This is a genomic window from Streptococcus varani, assembly GCF_001375655.1.
In the GTDB taxonomy this organism is placed as follows: Bacteria; Bacillota; Bacilli; order Lactobacillales; family Streptococcaceae; genus Streptococcus; species Streptococcus varani.
The window spans coordinates 240646-256679 of record NZ_CTEN01000004.1; the positions used below are offsets into that span (position 1 = coordinate 240646).

Annotated in this window: 14 protein-coding genes and 4 pseudogenes; 6 read left to right on the top strand and 12 right to left on the bottom strand. The window is 42.6% G+C overall.

Annotation, left to right across the window (positions count from 1 at the left end; all coding sequences use genetic code 11):
- Positions 1-29: 29 nt before the first annotated feature.
- The 4 pseudogenes from BN1356_RS09795 to BN1356_RS13130 form a co-directional block, all read left to right on the top strand.
- Positions 30-1259, top strand: a pseudogene (locus BN1356_RS09795) (ISL3 family transposase); the annotation flags it as partial.
- Positions 1243-1968, top strand: a pseudogene (locus tag BN1356_RS12755) (ISL3 family transposase); the annotation flags it as partial. The pseudogenes BN1356_RS09795 and BN1356_RS12755, both read left to right, overlap by 17 nt.
- A gap of 21 nt (positions 1969-1989) precedes the next feature.
- A pseudogene (locus tag BN1356_RS13125) lies at positions 1990-2541 on the top strand (GBS Bsp-like repeat-containing protein); the annotation flags it as partial.
- 66 nt (positions 2542-2607) lie between these two features.
- Positions 2608-3054 (top strand): annotated as a pseudogene (locus BN1356_RS13130) (CHAP domain-containing protein); the annotation flags it as partial.
- Positions 3055-3196: 142 nt separating this feature from the next.
- Here BN1356_RS13130 and BN1356_RS09810 read toward each other — a convergent pair.
- Positions 3197-3664 (bottom strand): deoxycytidylate deaminase, encoded by a 468-nt coding sequence (locus BN1356_RS09810; protein ID WP_093651211.1) that lies wholly within the window; start codon positions 3662-3664, stop codon positions 3197-3199.
- Between the two features lie 167 nt (positions 3665-3831).
- Here BN1356_RS09810 and ypfJ point away from each other — a divergent pair, with 167 nt between their 5' ends.
- On the top strand, positions 3832-4737 hold the full coding sequence (gene ypfJ / locus BN1356_RS09815) for a KPN_02809 family neutral zinc metallopeptidase (protein WP_093651212.1): 906 nt from the start codon (positions 3832-3834) through the stop codon (positions 4735-4737).
- A 328-nt stretch (positions 4738-5065) separates the two neighbouring features.
- Here ypfJ and BN1356_RS09820 read toward each other — a convergent pair whose 3' ends face one another.
- A complete protein-coding gene (locus tag BN1356_RS09820; protein ID WP_093651213.1) occupies positions 5066-6100 on the bottom strand; it encodes a M42 family metallopeptidase in 1035 nt (344 codons plus the stop codon).
- 147 nt (positions 6101-6247) lie between these two features.
- Between BN1356_RS09820 and birA the strand changes: the two genes are divergently transcribed.
- On the top strand, positions 6248-7183 hold the full coding sequence (gene birA, locus BN1356_RS09825) for a bifunctional biotin--[acetyl-CoA-carboxylase] ligase/biotin operon repressor BirA (RefSeq protein ID WP_093651214.1): 936 nt from the start codon (positions 6248-6250) through the stop codon (positions 7181-7183).
- Here the strand turns inward: birA and BN1356_RS09830 are convergent.
- From BN1356_RS09830 to udk, 10 genes are all read right to left on the bottom strand, one after another.
- Complete coding sequence (locus tag BN1356_RS09830; protein WP_245620332.1) at positions 7164-7415, bottom strand: DUF3272 family protein; 252 nt, start codon at positions 7413-7415, stop codon at positions 7164-7166. The genes birA and BN1356_RS09830 overlap by 20 nt on opposite strands.
- Complete coding sequence (dnaX, locus tag BN1356_RS09835; RefSeq protein ID WP_093651215.1) at positions 7408-9084, bottom strand: DNA polymerase III subunit gamma/tau; 1677 nt, start codon at positions 9082-9084, stop codon at positions 7408-7410. Before dnaX ends, BN1356_RS09830 begins: the two co-directional genes overlap by 8 nt.
- Positions 9084-9581 carry a GAF domain-containing protein gene (locus BN1356_RS09840; RefSeq protein WP_093651216.1) on the bottom strand — a complete coding sequence of 166 codons (498 nt, stop codon included), beginning with the start codon at positions 9579-9581 and terminating at the stop codon, positions 9084-9086. The genes dnaX and BN1356_RS09840 overlap by 1 nt, the downstream gene beginning before the upstream one ends.
- A 62-nt stretch (positions 9582-9643) precedes the next feature.
- The gene (leuD, locus tag BN1356_RS09845) at positions 9644-10237 is read right to left on the bottom strand and encodes a 3-isopropylmalate dehydratase small subunit (protein ID WP_093651217.1); all 594 of its coding nucleotides are present in this window, start codon (positions 10235-10237) and stop codon (positions 9644-9646) included.
- Between the two features lie 2 nt (positions 10238-10239).
- Positions 10240-11625, bottom strand: a complete 1386-nt coding sequence (leuC, locus tag BN1356_RS09850; RefSeq protein ID WP_093651218.1) for a 3-isopropylmalate dehydratase large subunit — start codon at positions 11623-11625, stop codon at positions 10240-10242.
- Between the two features lie 3 nt (positions 11626-11628).
- Positions 11629-11898, bottom strand: a complete 270-nt coding sequence (locus tag BN1356_RS09855) for a DUF1294 domain-containing protein (RefSeq protein ID WP_093651219.1) — start codon at positions 11896-11898, stop codon at positions 11629-11631.
- Positions 11895-12932, bottom strand: coding sequence for a 3-isopropylmalate dehydrogenase (gene leuB, locus BN1356_RS09860; protein WP_093651220.1), 1038 nt, complete (start codon positions 12930-12932; stop codon positions 11895-11897). The genes BN1356_RS09855 and leuB overlap by 4 nt, the downstream gene beginning before the upstream one ends.
- 15 nt (positions 12933-12947) lie before the next feature.
- Positions 12948-14504, bottom strand: coding sequence for a 2-isopropylmalate synthase (locus BN1356_RS09865; protein ID WP_093651221.1), 1557 nt, complete (start codon positions 14502-14504; stop codon positions 12948-12950).
- Between the two features lie 269 nt (positions 14505-14773).
- A complete protein-coding gene (locus BN1356_RS09870; RefSeq protein ID WP_093651222.1) occupies positions 14774-15316 on the bottom strand; it encodes a PadR family transcriptional regulator in 543 nt (180 codons plus the stop codon).
- Position 15317: 1 nt separating this feature from the next.
- Entirely contained in the window at positions 15318-15947 is a 630-nt protein-coding gene (gene udk / locus BN1356_RS09875; protein WP_093651223.1) for a uridine kinase, read from the bottom strand.
- Positions 15948-16034 lie beyond the last annotated feature (87 nt).

The window sequence follows — 16034 nt, forward strand, 5'->3', positions numbered from 1 at the left end:
GACAAAACCATCATTTTAGAAAGACTCATATGGAACAATTTGATTTTATCACAAACTTACTTGGAATAAAAGACCCTAATATCACCATTTCAGATTATGTGGACGCTGGAACTCATAAAGAAGTCATCGCTAAACTTGACTATCCGGCTCCTAAATGCCACAACTGTCATGGTCAGATGGCTAAATATGACCTCCAAAAAGAATCTAAAATCCCCTATCTGGAATGTGCTGGATATAAGACCTTAATTCGTTTAAGGAAACGTCGTTTTCGTTGTCAGGATTGCGGAAAAATAGCTGTCGCAGAAACTTCTCTGGTCAAGAAGAATCATCAAATACCAGCTATTGTTAACCATAAGATTGCTCAAAAGCTGATTGAGAAAGCTTCTATGACAGACATCGCTGAATGCTTGGCCGTATCCACTTCAACAGTCATTCGCAAACTCAAGGAGTTCCAATTCAAGACTGACCTAACTTGGCTCCCAGCTCACATGAGCTGGGATGAATATAGTTTCAAGAAGGGCAAAATGAGCTTCATCGCACAAGATTTTGACTCGCTTACTATCTTAGCTATTCTAGATGGACGAACACAAACGACCATTCGCAATCACTTCCTCCGCTATTCCAGACAGGTGAGAAACCGAGTCAAAGTCATCACTATGGACATGTTTAGTCCTTACTACGATATCGCTAAAAAATTATTTCCAAACGCTAAAATTGTCCTCGATCGCTTTCATATCGTCCAACATATGAGTCGGGCCATGAACCATCTGCGCATCCAAATCATGAAGCAGTTTGACAGAAAATCTCATGAATACAAGGCGCTAAAAAGCTACTGGAAACTCATTCAACAGGATAGCCGTAAACTCAGCGATAAACGCTTTTATCGCCCTACTTTTCGGATGCATTTAACCAACAAAGAGATTCTTAAAAAACTACTTTCTTACTCGCAGGAACTTCGAGAACACTATGAACTTTACCAACTATTGCTTTTTCATTTTCAAAAGAAGCAAGCTGAACATTTCTTTGACCTCATTGAGGAGCTGCTTCCCAGCGTAAATCCCATCTTTCAAACTATTTTTAAAACCTTTTTGAAGGATAAGGACAAGATCATTAACGCATTAGAACTCCCCTATTCAAACGCCAAACTAGACGCTACTAACAACCTCATCAAAGTCATTAAGCGTAATGCCTTTGGTTTCCGGAACTTTGACAACTTTAAATTAAGAATTCTCATCGCTTACTATCTTAGCTATTCTAGATGGACGAACACAAACGACCATTCGCAATCACTTCCTCCGCTATTCCAGACAGGTGAGAAACCGAGTCAAAGTCATCACTATGGACATGTTTAGTCCTTACTACGATATCGCTAAAAAATTATTTCCAAACGCTAAAATTGTCCTCGATCGCTTTCATATCGTCCAACATATGAGTCGGGCCATGAACCATCTGCGCATCCAAATCATGAAGCAGTTTGACAGAAAATCTCATGAATACAAGGCGCTAAAAAGCTACTGGAAACTCATTCAACAGGATAGAAGTAAACTCAGCGATAAACGCTTTTATCGCCCTACTTTTCGGATGCATTTAACCAACAAAGAGATTCTTAAAAAACTACTTTCTTACTCGCAGGAACTTCGAGAACACTATGAACTTTACCAACTATTGCTTTTTCATTTTCAAAAGAAGCAAGCTGAACATTTCTTTGACCTCATTGAGGAGCTGCTTCCCAGCGTAAATCCCATCTTTCAAACTATTTTTAAAACCTTTTTGAAGGATAAGGACAAGATCATTAACGCATTAGAACTCCCCTATTCAAACGCCAAACTAGACGCTACTAACAACCTCATCAAAGTCATTAAGCGTAATGCCTTTGGTTTCCGGAACTTTGACAACTTTAAATTAAGAATTCTCATCGCTTTGAACATCAAAAAGAAGAGAACCAAGTTGGTCCTCTCCAGGTTATGACTTTTCAGCAACCCACTACAGTTGACAAAGAGCCAAAATAATCAACAAATCTTCACTATTTCAAATATCGATTCTAAGGTAGAAAAGCTCCAATTAGCCGTATGGACCAGCTCAAAAGGTCAAGACGATTTAACTTGGTATGATGCTATCAGACAGGAAAATGGAAGCTACCAAGTAGTTGTTCCACTTAAAAATCATAACTTTGAAAAAGGTCAATATAATGCCCATCTCTATGGTGGTACTCAGAATCAACCGAATTACCTTGGTCAGTCCGGTTTTGCCATTGAAACCATTTCAGCACTTGAGTCAACGACTGTCAATGTCTTATCAGTCAGTCCTCAGCAAGGAATTCTTAATGTCGCCGTCAATGAACCCCTCAATTCCAAGAAAATTAAAGAAATTCGCATAGCGGCTTGGTCAGAAAGTAACCAGAGCAATCTTTCTTGGTATGTCACTACGCCGACGGACAGTCTGACAAATACGACGATTAATGTTTCTCGTCATTATTTCCAAACAGGGAATTATACAGTTCATGCCTATATTACCTATCTTGATGGCAGCGTCACTGGTTTTAATCTTGGTAGTTATTATCTCCAAGGACCAATTGGAAATCTACCAAAGGTCCTCCGACTTGCTTCTGATATGATAGGAGTTGTTGGCGGCAGTCCAGAACACAGAAAACTTGTAGACGATTATAATAGCATCACTCCTAGACCCGTTGGTTATCTGGCTAGTTATAGTGACGATTGGTGTGATCTTTTCATCACAACTATCTTCCAAAGAGCTGGACTCAGTGTATTGATTGGTCGCGAAGTTGGGGTGGAACGCCATATTCAAATTTTCAAAACACTCGGTATCTGGATTGAGGATGGGAACATTACACCAAAGCAGGGAGATATCATTACCTTCAATTGGGATTCCATCGTCCAACCCAACGACGGCTTTGCTGATCACATTGGTATTGTGGAGTACGTTGATGCTGGTTATATCTATACCATCGAGGGAAATGGAAACAATCAAGTCGTCCGTAGAAAATACCGAGTTGGCCATGGCAATATTCGAGGATTTGCGCGTCCACGCTACTAATACTCTTTGAAAATCAACATTAAATGAGTTTATAGGATAAAAAAGAGAACTAGGTTAGCTTCTGTCCAACAGAAGACTAACCTAGTTCTTTTTCTATGCAATCATCAGAAATAATTCTTAAGCTGATGACTTTCATTGAGTATTAAATAAATTCCGCATCCAAAATAGCCTGTTTGACTTTTTCCAGAGGAAGATGGACTAACTCACATTCTTTGACATCATAGAGATACTTAGCATAATCGTCCATACGATATTCATTGATATAGACAACCCGCTTGCATCCAACCTGAAGTAGTTGTTTGGAGCAATTGAGGCAAGGAAAATGTGTCACATAGGCTGTAAATCCTTTAGAGATACCCCGTTCAGCACCTTGCAGTATGGCATTGACCTCGGCATGGATGGTTCTCACACAGTGTCCATCTACCATGAGGCATTCTTGATCTAGACAATGCTCCGTTCCTGACACCGATCCATTATAACCCGTCGCAATAACCTTATTATCCTTCACTAGCACTACACCCACCTTAGCTCTTTTACAAGTTGCTCGATTAGCAATCAGTAAGGCTTGGGCCGCAAAATATTCATCCCAGGCTAAACGATTTTTTGACATAATCTACCTCTCATAGTCCTTTTTGATTATTATACAATTTCTCTGCCTATAAAAAAAGATAAACCTCTATTTCTCACTATAAAATTTAAGAAATATAAGCAATCCTTCTTTCTTTTTCCTGCTTCTTCTATTATAATAGAGGAAGAAATAGAAAGTCAGGTTCAACTATGAAAATTGATGATTTAAAACAAAGCAATCGTGTTGAAGATCGCCGTGGTCAATCAGGACCTTCTTTCGGTGGTAGCTCTTATGGTGACTCAGGCATGGGTGGTCTCTTGCTCCAGCTACTCTTCTCTAGAGGTAAGGGAAAATGGTTCATTATTGCTATCATTCTCTTTGGTCTCTTTGCAGGTGGAGGAAATATTGGCGATTTAATTGGACTCAATAGTTCTCAAACAGCCTATGAGAATACTTATACCCCCTCAGAAGTTTCAGATGAGGATGCTATTTTCATCAGTAAAGTCTTTGCTTCCACTGAAGAATTTTGGACCCAAGAATTTAAAAAAGAAGGACTCGTTTACAATCCACCCAAACTTGTTATTTATGATCGACAAACACAGACTGGTGGTTGTGGAGTAGGTTCAGCAAGTGCAGGTCCTTTCTACTGTCCAGGCGATAGCAAGGTCTATATCGACTTGACTTTCTATCAAGAATTGACGAATAAATACAAGGCGGCCGGCGACTTCGCTATGGCTTATGTTATTGCTCATGAGGTTGGTCACCATGTTCAAAATGAACTGGGTACAATGAAGTCTTTCAATCAAAAACGCCAATCCATATCTGAAAAAGCAGCCAATGCACTCACTGTTCGTTTGGAATTGCAAGCAGACTACTACGCTGGGGCTTGGGCCAAGCATGTAGAGGGACAGAACTTGTTGGAAGCTGGTGATATTGAAGAAGCCATGAATGCCGCACATGCAGTCGGAGACGATACCCTACAAGAGGCTGCTTATGGTCAAGTAATGCCTGATAGCTTTACTCACGGAACATCCGAACAACGGCAAAGCTGGTTCATGCGTGGTTTCCAATACGGTGATATCCGCCATGGCGATACCTTCTCAGCTAATATTTAGGAAGCAGTATATTAGGACTCGTCCTGAATACAGTAACAAAAGATTGATCTCTGGTGACATTCTCTTGCTAGCCAAAGATATGCCAACATTTAGCTCCATCAGTAATCAATCAATCTGTCTGCATTCTTATCCGAAACTGAAAAAAGTTCAAAGGCACATCTTTCCTCTCCAAGCAAGTATAAATGGAAAAATTACAACTACTTAACACATATGCTTTGTCTTGAATGTAGAAGTTCTTAAAATAAGTTGAAAAAAAGCTCTAGAAATGATTTCTGGAGTTTTTTCTGCAAAAAAAACTCCCTGATTTTCGGGGAGTTATAAACTTGCTTTACTCAAGCATCTCTGATTTTAAGTAGGTATCTACCATTTTCTCAGTGGCTACAACTGAGTCCATGTGGGTGCGTTCATAGGAATGACTGGACTCAATACCCGCACCGAGAAGAGCATGACGAACATCTGCTCCTGCATGCATGGCAGCGGAGGCATCGCTACCATAGTAGGGATAAATATCTAGTTTGTAAGGAATGGCATGCTTTTCAGCCAAGTCTACCATGTGTTGGCGCAGTTGGTAATGGTAAGGTCCTGAAGCATCCTTGACACAGATAGAAACCGTATATTCATCCGTCTCTTGATCATCGCCCATGGCACCCATATCCACTGCCAGATATTCGACAACCTGACTGGGAATGCTAGAGTTGGCACCGTAGCCAATTTCTTCATTATTCGAGAAATAAAAGTGGGTGGTATAGGGTAAGTCAATATTTTCTTCCTTATAGCTTTTAAGGAGCTTAATCAGGATGGCAGCTGACACCTTATCATCCAAATGACGACTCTTTATAAAGCCAGACTCTGTCACAGTAGTACGTGGTTCAAAGGAGATAAAATCTCCGACTTGGATGCCTAAGGCCTTTGTCTCTTCGGCTGATTTAACTTTTTCATCCAGGCGGATTTCCATATTGGTCTGGTTACGTTCAGCGGTGCTCGCATCCTTATAGACATGAACAGATGTCTGGTGCATGAGGATAGTCCCTGTATAGGTCTTTCCATTTTTCGCCACATGTACCTGGCAATTTTCCCCTTCAATGGATGGGTAGCCAAAACCACCGACTAAATCCATCTTGATACGACCATCCGCTTTAATGGCCCGAACCATGGCACCCAGAGTATCTAAGTGCGCCGTCACCATACGGTGCTTAGAATTATTTGCACCAGAAACGCTCACCATGACGCCACCCTTTGGTGTCATAGTGGTTTGATAGCCAAAAGACTGAACTTCCTGTTGGACATAGTCCATAATCTCTCTTGTAAATCCAGTTGGGGATGGTGTATTGGTTAATTTGATGATGTAATCAAGTGTATTCATGTTTCCTCCTTTATGAAAATGCTCGGGCCCGAGTCAGGATAAAGCGAAATTGATCATTTCTTCTCCTTAGTCTGATGTTTGCCTTCTTCCATTTTCTATCAGTTCCTATTCTACCATTTCTAAGGGGAATTTTGCTATAATAGACCTATGAAAACCTACGAAAAAATCTATTACAGCCTTCTGGAAAAAGGAGACTACCTGAGTGGTGAAGACCTGGCCAGTCAATTGAATTTGTCTCGTACCTCTATCTGGAAAGGAATACAGACTTTAGAGAAAAAAGGACTAGTCATTGATTCAGCCAGACACCTTGGTTATAAATTGATTGAGGGCGATTTACTGGTTCCCAGCCAGCTCAGCCAGGACTTAGATATGCCTGTCTTTTTCCACGAAGAAAGCCAGTCTACCCAGATGGATGCAAAGATGGGGATTGACCACAATCATCCCAGTCCTGCTCTCTATTTAGCTCCTCATCAGCAAGCGGCCAAGGGACGCTACGGCAAGCCATTTTTTGCTTCCAAGACAGGTGGTATCTACATGAGCTTACATCTGGCTCCACATGTTGCCCTGACTGCGTTCAAACCCTATACCATTCTGATGGCAGCGGCGATTGTCAAGACCATGCAGGAATTGACCCAACTTCCGGTTCAAATCAAGTGGGTCAATGATATCTATCTAAATGGGAAAAAAATTGCGGGTGTTTTGACGGAGGCGATTTCCTCTATGGAGGCTCAGACAGTCACTGATGTCATCATTGGAGTCGGCATCAACTTCCACCTACCAGGTTTTCCTAAGGAACTAGCAGGGAAAGCAGGGAATCTTTTCGAAGAAAATCCCAAACTCACTCGCCAAGAATTGATCAGAGGCGTTTGGAAAAATTTCTTTGAAACTTCTGAAGATGAATTAATGGCTATCTACAAAGAAAACTCACTAGTTTTGGGAAAACAAGTGAGCTTTGTTCGACAGGAAAAAGTATATAGTGGTCTAGCCATCCGAATTACCGATGTAGGGCATCTGGTGGTCAAACTAGAAGACGGTCAGGAAAAAACACTCAACAGTGGCGAAATCAGCCTTTCTTCTTGGTGATGGTTTCAACCACTCGAATGAATCGACTGACTTTGTAGGAAAAATAGAGATTGCGAAGAACAATGAAGGCAAATACACCCGCCCAAAAATAGGAACCCGTCAAGAAGGATTGGTTCATCCAATAGGTGGATAAAGATGTCATCAAGGCTAGAAAAACAAATTCTGGTATTCTCATACGTCTAGTATAACAAAAAATCAGCTGGTGGGCTGATTTTTGCTTTTCTTTAATCATCCAGAATGGTCGCATCCTCTGCTAAAAATTGAAATGCGTCAGGAATTTCCTTGGTAGGACTGGCTTCGACTACTGAGTCTTCTTCCTTGGGGCCTCGTGCTTTGGCAGAAAATTCTGCTCGAATATGCATCCAGTCCTCTTGGGCAATGGCTAAAATTTGTGGTGAAAATCCAGCTGCCTGGCTGAGAATATTGCCAAACATGAGATTCAGATTTTCCCGTTTCATGGTTTGCTCTGCATTAAAGGGCGAATCAAAAGCCAAAATAGCATGATTTTCATTGGCGGCAACCGGTTGAGAACCACTGAGCAGGGCTTTATCAGCACCTGATAGACTTTCAATGACTTCACTCCAAGCGTTTTGTAGGCGCGTCAGATTTTCCCTTGCCTGGTTTGGATTTTCCATAGCTTCTTGGAGAATGCCATGAACCCGGTTGGTGTCCAAACGATATTTCTTAGGCTGTTGTGGCTGGCGGGATACCGCCTTGGCTTCAAAAGGTTTAGCGGGAGTGTTGGCAACCTGTTCCTGAAGTTGGGCCACTTGGGTCTTCAACTGGGCCATTTCTGCTAGAAGATTAGCAGGAATGCTGCTAGAGCCAGATGGACTTTCTGGTGCATCGGCTAGGCGAATGGTCATCATTTCAGCATAGATTTTAGGTTGTGGACTGGCTTTGATATCCTGCAATCCATTTGTCACCCGCTCAATCATAGCAAAAATCTGCTCACGTGAGAAGGCTAGATTGTCTTCAAATCCTGCACTGTTATGGGTATTCTCCCCACCTGTCTGCACAATCAGCAAATCCCTGAGGTAATGAAGCAGGTCTGTCGCAAAACGGTTCATGCTCTTGCCATTGTCAAAGATAATTTGCAGCTGGTTGAGAGCCTCTGTAACGTGACCTTGACGAATATGAGCTAGATAATCATCCAAGGCTCTTAGGCTAATCGAGCCTGTGATTTCCTCTGCGATTTCCAAACTAACTGCCTGGTCCGAACTAAGACTAATGGCTTGGTCCAAGATAGACAAGGCATCCCGCATCCCACCTTCTGCCCGACGGGCAATCATACTGATGGCTTGACTATCGTAAGTAATCCCTTCCTTATCCAAGATAGTCATGAGGTGACGTTCAATATCTACCACTTTGATAGACTTAAATTCAAAGCGTTGGACACGTGAGAGGATAGTAGCTGGAATCTTGTGCAACTCTGTCGTTGCTAGAATAAAGACCACATTTTCACTTGGTTCCTCCAAGGTCTTGAGTAGAGCATTAAAGGCACCCATGGATAACATATGGACCTCGTCAATAATGTAGACCTTGTACTGAGCTAGACTTGGTGCATAGGTGGATTTGTCACGAATGTCGCGGATCTCATCCACACCATTATTAGAGGCCGCATCAATCTCAATCACATCTTCCAAGCTACCTTCTGTAATGGCCTGACAAATATAACAGTCATTGCAGGGCTCTCCAGCAACCTGATTGGGACAGTTCATCGCCTTGGCAAAAATCTTCGCTGCAGAAGTTTTTCCTGTTCCACGAGGTCCAGAAAAAAGATAGGCATGGCTGATTTTCCCTTGTTCAATAGCCTGGCGCAGAGTGGTCGCCACCACTTCTTGCCCCACCATTTCTTCAAAGGTTTGGCTCCGATACTTGCGATAAAGGGCTTGGTACATTAGTTTTTCTCTCCAAACATAGCAAAATTCCAGTCCGTTTTTTCCACTAAAATAGCGACAAATTTTTCCAAATATTCTTGGTCAATGGCATCATAATCTGCTTTTAGGTGTGAATCCAAGTCCAAAACACCCAAGAGTTGCCCATTTTTCACCATGGGAAGAACAATCTCAGACATGGCTGCCGCATCACAAGAAATGTAGTTGGCATGACTGGTCACATCGTCTACAATAATCGTTTTCTGCGTTTGGGCTGATTCCCCACAAACTCCCTTACCAAGGGCGATATGGACACAGGAAACGCCACCTTGAAAAGGGCCCAAAATCAATTCAGTTCCATCAAAGAGGTAAAATCCTGTAAAAACCGAATTGGGTAGAGCCTGATTGAGCAAGGCTGAAGCGTTTGAAAGGTTAGCTAAGGCATTGCTTTCTCCCTCCAGAAGGGCGTCGATTTGAGCAATGAGTAATTGATAATGTGATATTTTTTCGGAATGTGTCATAGATACCATTATAGCATAAAATACAGAAAAAACCGAAAGCCAGAGAGACTTCCGATTCGATCCTATGTTTGCCAGTAAGCTGGGCGGTTTTTTTCATATGCTGCAATCAAGTCTTCATATTGAAGGGTAATCCCAATGTCATCCAAACCATTGATGAGCTTGTGTTTCCATTCACCATCAATCTCAAAATCAAAGGTTCCGACTGGAGAAATGATTTTCTGATTGGGCAAATCCACTATTATATCATCAGTCGGATATAGCTGAGCTAATTTTTCCCGAACCTCTCTGGGTTGAACAATGGGTAGCATGCCGTTATTGAGCTCATTATTGTAATGAATATCTCCGAAAGAACCTGCAATCACCACCTTAAAACCATAGTCAGCCAGCGCCCAAGCCGCATGTTCCCGTGAAGAACCCGCTCCGAAATTATCACCTGTAATCAAGATGCTAGCCTTACAATACTCCTCCTTGTTGAAGATAAAGTCAGGATTTTCCGTGTAGAGGTGGTCCAAGTAGCGCCAGGCATACATGAGATACTTGCCAAACCCTTTTTTATCAATGAGTTTCAAGAACTGCTTGGGCAAAATCTGGTCCGTATCGATATTGTCATTCATGAGAGGAACGGTGGTTCCTTTGTAACTAGTGAATGCTTCCATATCTATCCCATCCCTTCTAACTCTTTTCGGACGTCGACAAAGCGACCATGAATAGCTGCTGCCGCTGCCATGGCTGGACTACAAAGATGGGTCTTCGCACCAAAACCTTGGCGATCCTCAAAATTTCGATTACTGGTCGAGGCACAATGGACCCCATCCGGCACCTTATCTGGATTCATGCCCAGACACATAGAGCAACCTGGATCCCGCCACTCAAAGCCAGCATCCATGAAAATCTTATCCAAACCTAAGTTTTCAGCAGCCCGCTTAACTGGACGAGAGCCTGGTACCACAATAGCTGTCAGATTGGGAGCAATGTTCTTGCCTTCCACAAATTTGGCTGCCAAGGCCAAATCGCTCAGTCGAGCATTGGTACAGGAACCGATAAAAATATAACCCAGCTCGATATCAGAAGCCTTTTGACCCGGCTCTAACCCCATATAAGCATAGGCTCTCTCGTCGTTCATATCCCCAATGGCTGGAAAAGACTCGTCAAAAGATACTCCCATAGATGGATTGGTCCCCCAGGTCACCATAGGTGCCAAATGCGACACATCAAGACTAATGATTTTGTCATATTGGGCATCCTCATCTGAAACCAAGGTCTTCCAATCAGCTACTGCCGCTTCAAAATCTTTTGGTACATAGGCCTTATCTTTCAAATAGTCAAAGGTTTTTTGATCCGGATTCATCATGCCAATTTTAGAACCAAATTCAATAGACATGTTACAGATGGTCATGCGTTCTTCCATGGATAGTGCATCGACCGCTTCTCCAGCAAACTCAACTGCATAACCCACTCCCAAAGCTACTCCATGTTTAGCAATGAGAGCTAGGATATAATCCTTAGCATAAATCCCCTTTGGAGCCTGACCAAGAAAGCGAACCAAGAGTTTTTTGGGCTTGACCTGCCAAATGGTCTGGGTGGCAAAAACATGCTCCACTTCAGACGTTCCAATCCCGAAAGCCAGCGCCCCAAATGCACCGTGAGTAGCCGTGTGACTATCCCCACAAACGATGAATTTGCCAGGCTGAGTCCGTCCAGTCTCAGGACCAATCATATGAACAATGCCCTGATTTTCTGAACCGTGGGCTGCATGTTCAATCCCAAACTCTTGCAGATTTTCAGCCAATTTGTCCATTTGAGCCTTGGAAATGACATCCCGAATATCATAAATATTAACCGTTGGGACGTTGTGGTCATAGGTCCCATAGGTTAATTCTGGTCTACGAAGTTGGCGCTTCTTCTCTCTGAGCCCTTGAAAGGCCTGAGGGCTAGTCACCTCATGGATATAATGTTGATCCACATACATGAGTTGGGGCTTGCCTTCCTGCCCCGTCACAACATGACGATCCCAAAGTTTATCAAAAATGGATTGTCCAGCCATCGGTTACCTCCAAATCCAGTAAAATACTCCTGCATTGATGATGCTTCCAAGCATCCAAGTTAATTTAAATAGCCATTTTCTGGTTTTATGATGAAAGAAATATCCTCCAAAAGCTGCACCCAAACCTCCCAAACAAAGAGTCAAACTTAAAAGAACTTTCTCAGGAATCCGATAATGGCCCTTCTGGGCTTTGCCCTTATCCAAACCATAAACGATGAAAACAATGAAGTTCCAAATCAAAATAGCAAGGGTCAATAGTTGTTGTATATTCATAAGTAATTCATAATAGCTTCCGTCATCTCCTGCGTTGAAGCTTTTCCTCCTAAATCAGCTGTTAAAATAGAAGCTTGCAAGGTCCTCTCAACAGCTCTTTCTATTTGTTCTGCCGCCTCTACCATGTCAAAGGACTCCCGCAACATCATAGCCACTGATAAAATCATACTGATGGGATTGGCGATTCCCTTTCCAGCAATATCTGGTGCTGATCCATGGATGGGCTCGTAGAGACTGGGACCATTGACAGAGTGAGAAGCCGATGGCATGACACCTAAACTACCAGGTAAGACACTGGCTTCATCCGATAAGATATCCCCAAAAAGATTTTCCGTTACGATGACATCAAAGTGGGCCGGCTTGGTGATCATGAGCATAGCCGCACTATCTACCAATTGATGCTCCAAGGTCACATCTGGGTAATCTTTGGCCACCTGATCCGCTACTGTTCGCCAGAGTTTGGAAGTTGCTAGGACATTTTGCTTGTCAATGCTGGTCACTAATTTCCTACGGCCTTTAGCAATGTCAAAAGCTTTCCGAACGATGCGGTCGATTTCCTCAGCCGAATAGGCATTGGTATCCCGTGCAGACCTTTCTTCCAAAATATGGTCACCAAAGTAGATGCCACCTGTCAATTCACGAACCACAACAAAATCTACCCCAGCAATCCGCTCTGCTTTCAGGGGAGAGAGATGCTTCAAGGCATCAAAAATCCGGACAGGACGAATATTGGCAAAGAGACCTAGTTCTTTTCGCAGAGCTAATAGCCCCTCTTCCGGGCGAACAGTTGCCTTGTCATACTGGGGACCGCCGATAGCTGCCAACAAAATGGCATCTGCCTCCTTAGCTGCTGCAAGGGTATCCGCAGGTAGGGGATGACCTAGGGCATCAATCCCTGCACCACCGAAGGCTTTTTCTTCTACTTGATAGTCAAAACCATGCTTTTCAGCCACCGCTGCTAGAACTTGTAGGCTAGCTGCCATAATTTCTGGCCCGATGCCATCACCAGCCAGAGCTACAATTTTTTTTGTCATATGTGCAAAACTTTCTTATTTGGGACTATCTTTTTCGGACAGTCGAGCAAGCTGGCCTTCATTTTCTTTTTGTACCATGATATTGGCATTGATATAGGCAATAGCAGCTGCTTTGAGAACATCAAAGTCGATACCGGTTGCGTTGAAAACCGTTTCAGTATCCACATTTTCTACAGTAACATTGACAGAGGCTTGGGCATCGATTCCTTCTGTAACGGCATCAATATTAAAGCTATCCAACTGCACCGACTGATGGAAGAAGGTATCAATGGCATTAAAGATAGCCTCAACAGATCCTTGCCCATGAGCCATCAAATCCACCACTTCCCCATCTTGGTTGACCATGCTTACAGTAGTTGTAACGGTCTCGTCTGCATTTGAACTCAACTTAAGATTGCCAAAGTGGAATCCTTCTACATTTTCGACGGTAGTTCCAGCGACAAGGGCACGAATGTCCGCATCCGTAATATCATGTTTTTTATCTGCTAGATTCTTGAACTTGGTAAAGAGTGTCTGGATTTCTGACTCATCAAAGTCCAGCTGCAATTCTTTCAGTTTTTCAAGAAAGGCATGGCGACCTGATAGTTTACCAAGAGGCAGCGAATTAGACCGGACACCCACCAGTTCAGGCGTGATGATTTCATAGGTAAGGGGATTTTTAAGGACCCCATCCTGATGGATACCGGACTCATGGGAGAAGGCATTCCCACCGACAATTGCCTTGTTTTTTGGCAAGGGTAAGCCAGAGAATCGTGAAACCATCTCAGAAGTGTTAATGGTTTCCTTAAGGAGGATGGGGCTCTCCACCTGATAAAATTCCTGGCGAATAGTGAGGGCAACCGCTACTTCCTCCAAGGCTGCATTTCCAGCTCGTTCTCCGATACCGTTGATGGTTCCTTCGACCCGTCCCGCACCATTTTTAATGGCAGAAAGAGTATTGGCAACTGCCATGCCTAAATCATTGTGGCAATGTGGGCTGTAACGAATGTCTCGGTCTGTTTTGACATGTTCAATCAAATACTTGAAGATAGAACCATACTCATCCGGTGTCGTAAATCCAACGGTATCAGGGATGTTGATGTAGCTGGCTCCTGCGTCGACAGCAGTCTGTACCACTTCCAAAAGAAAGTCCAACTCTGTCCTAGTCGCATCCTCTGGTGAAAATTCGACCACTTCAAATTTACTTCTAGCATAAGCGACATGCTCCTTAATTGCAAGCAAAATTTCTTCTTTACTTTTTTGGAGCTTGAACTCTCGGTGGATTGGGCTGGTTGCGATAAAGACATGGATTTGCGGATACTTGGCATCTTTTAAGGCTTGATAGCAAGCATCGATATCTTCCTTAACCGAGCGCGCCAAGCCTGTCACAGCTGTCTTGGTCATAGCTTTAGCAATCGCTTGGACGGCTGCAAATGAATCCGGACTGGCAGCTGGAAAACCAGCTTCAATGGCTGAAATCCCCCATTTCTCCAGCTGTTTGGCAATGGCTACTTTTTCTTTAATGGAAAAATTAACCCCTGGTGTCTGTTCCCCATCACGAAGGCTTGTATCTAAAAATTCAACTGTACGCATAAACACTCCTCACTAAAAACTGTAAAATAAAACACCCCACTTTAACCAGCGAGATGTCTTTCTTCCCGCTTGGTCAGCCAAACAGGACTAATGCAAATCTGCACTAGCCCTTGGGTCGCAATAACACGTTTTGTTTTGTAACCTGTGACATAGGGAACTCCTTTGAAATGTGAATAGATATAGTTTAGCGTATTTATTTTAAATTGTCAAGAATTTTCTGTATTGTTTTAATTGTCTGATAATTTATTTCAAAAAAAGATTGATCCTCATCAATCTTTATGATTTGCTAAAGTAGTATGAAGCCAATCTAATTGTGCGGTATTGCGAGCGATAGCTCGTTCCAAGACCAAGTAATGACCATAATTATTGGCAATATAATCGGGAGTAAAGAGGCTTTCCTTGCGATTGATCAGGTGTTGCAAGTGTTTTTCCAAGAGTTTGATTTGTCCACGCAAATGATCCACAATGCGCTCATCATCCATGGTGCGGATAAAGAACATTTTCAAGGAAAAAATATCTTTCTGCTGTGGTGTTTCTTCACTTGGAACCGTCAACCAGTCTTCCAACTTGTCTTGACCTGCCTTAGTCATGGCATAATGTTTTTCCTTATCATTGCCCGCTACTGCATATTGCTCAATCAGGCCTTCTTTTACCATACGTTTGAGTTCGGGATAAACCTGACTATGGGCTACTTGCCAAAATTCTCCGATTTCACGGTATACATAGTCTGTAATTTGTTTTCCCGAAAGGCGATCTTCACTGGCAGCAAGTACACCTAAAATAATATGAGGTAAGATTCTTTGTTTTGGCATATTAGCTTCTCTCTCTTAAAATACTCTCTACTTTTGTATTGATCAGATCAATGGCGACAACATTAGAAACACCTTCTGGAATGACAATGTCCGCGTAGCGTTTCGTTGGCTCGATAAATTGGTGATACATGGGTTTGACAACTGAAGTATATTGTTCGATAATGCTATCCAAACTACGCCCACGTTCTTCCATATCGCGTTTAATCCGTCGGATAATGCGAATGTCGTCGTCTGTATCCACAAAAAGCTTGATATCCATCAAGTCTCGCAAGCGTTTATCTTCCAAAACCAAAATGCCCTCTACAATAAAAACATCCTGAGGTTCCTGATGATAGGTCTTATGGCTACGGGTATGCTGAGTATAATCATAGATAGGAATGTCAACCGAACGACCTGCTAAGAGCTCACTTAAGTGATAAATCATCAAGTCTGTATCAAAGGCTAAAGGATGATCATAGTTGGTCAAAACTCGTTCTTCAAAAGTAAGATTATCCTGATTTTTATAATAGGAATCGTGTTCAATCATAGAAATACGGGCATCAGGGAAACTGTCTAAAATCGCACGAGAAACACTTGTTTTTCCGCCACCTGAACCACCAGTTACGCCAATAATGATTGGTTTTTTTGTCATTGAATTCTCCTCTTTCGTACTTCAACCATTTTACCATGAAATATGCTATAATCAAAGATGGATGATTAAAAAGCAAGTAAAAAATTC

Bases quoted from the DNA above. Each gene is read 5' to 3' on its own strand.
- BN1356_RS09840 (WP_093651216.1), bottom strand. From the start codon at position 9,581: ATGACACATTCCGAAAAAATATCACATTATCAATTACTCATTGCTCAA.
- udk (WP_093651223.1), bottom strand. From the start codon at position 15,947: ATGACAAAAAAACCAATCATTATTGGCGTAACTGGTGGTTCAGGTGGC.
- BN1356_RS09870 (WP_093651222.1), bottom strand. From the start codon at position 15,316: ATGCCAAAACAAAGAATCTTACCTCATATTATTTTAGGTGTACTTGCT.
- BN1356_RS09855 (WP_093651219.1), bottom strand. From the start codon at position 11,898: ATGAATATACAACAACTATTGACCCTTGCTATTTTGATTTGGAACTTC.
- dnaX (WP_093651215.1), bottom strand. From the start codon at position 9,084: ATGTACCAAGCCCTTTATCGCAAGTATCGGAGCCAAACCTTTGAAGAA.
- leuB (WP_093651220.1), bottom strand. From the start codon at position 12,932: ATGACAAAAAAAATTGTAGCTCTGGCTGGTGATGGCATCGGGCCAGAA.
- ypfJ (WP_093651212.1), top strand. From the start codon at position 3,832: ATGAAAATTGATGATTTAAAACAAAGCAATCGTGTTGAAGATCGCCGT.
- BN1356_RS09820 (WP_093651213.1), bottom strand. From the start codon at position 6,100: ATGAATACACTTGATTACATCATCAAATTAACCAATACACCATCCCCA.
- BN1356_RS09810 (WP_093651211.1), bottom strand. From the start codon at position 3,664: ATGTCAAAAAATCGTTTAGCCTGGGATGAATATTTTGCGGCCCAAGCC.
- leuD (WP_093651217.1), bottom strand. From the start codon at position 10,237: ATGGAAGCATTCACTAGTTACAAAGGAACCACCGTTCCTCTCATGAAT.
- birA (WP_093651214.1), top strand. From the start codon at position 6,248: ATGAAAACCTACGAAAAAATCTATTACAGCCTTCTGGAAAAAGGAGAC.
- BN1356_RS09865 (WP_093651221.1), bottom strand. From the start codon at position 14,504: ATGCGTACAGTTGAATTTTTAGATACAAGCCTTCGTGATGGGGAACAG.
- leuC (WP_093651218.1), bottom strand. From the start codon at position 11,625: ATGGCTGGACAATCCATTTTTGATAAACTTTGGGATCGTCATGTTGTG.
- BN1356_RS09830 (WP_245620332.1), bottom strand. From the start codon at position 7,415: ATGATTAAAGAAAAGCAAAAATCAGCCCACCAGCTGATTTTTTGTTAT.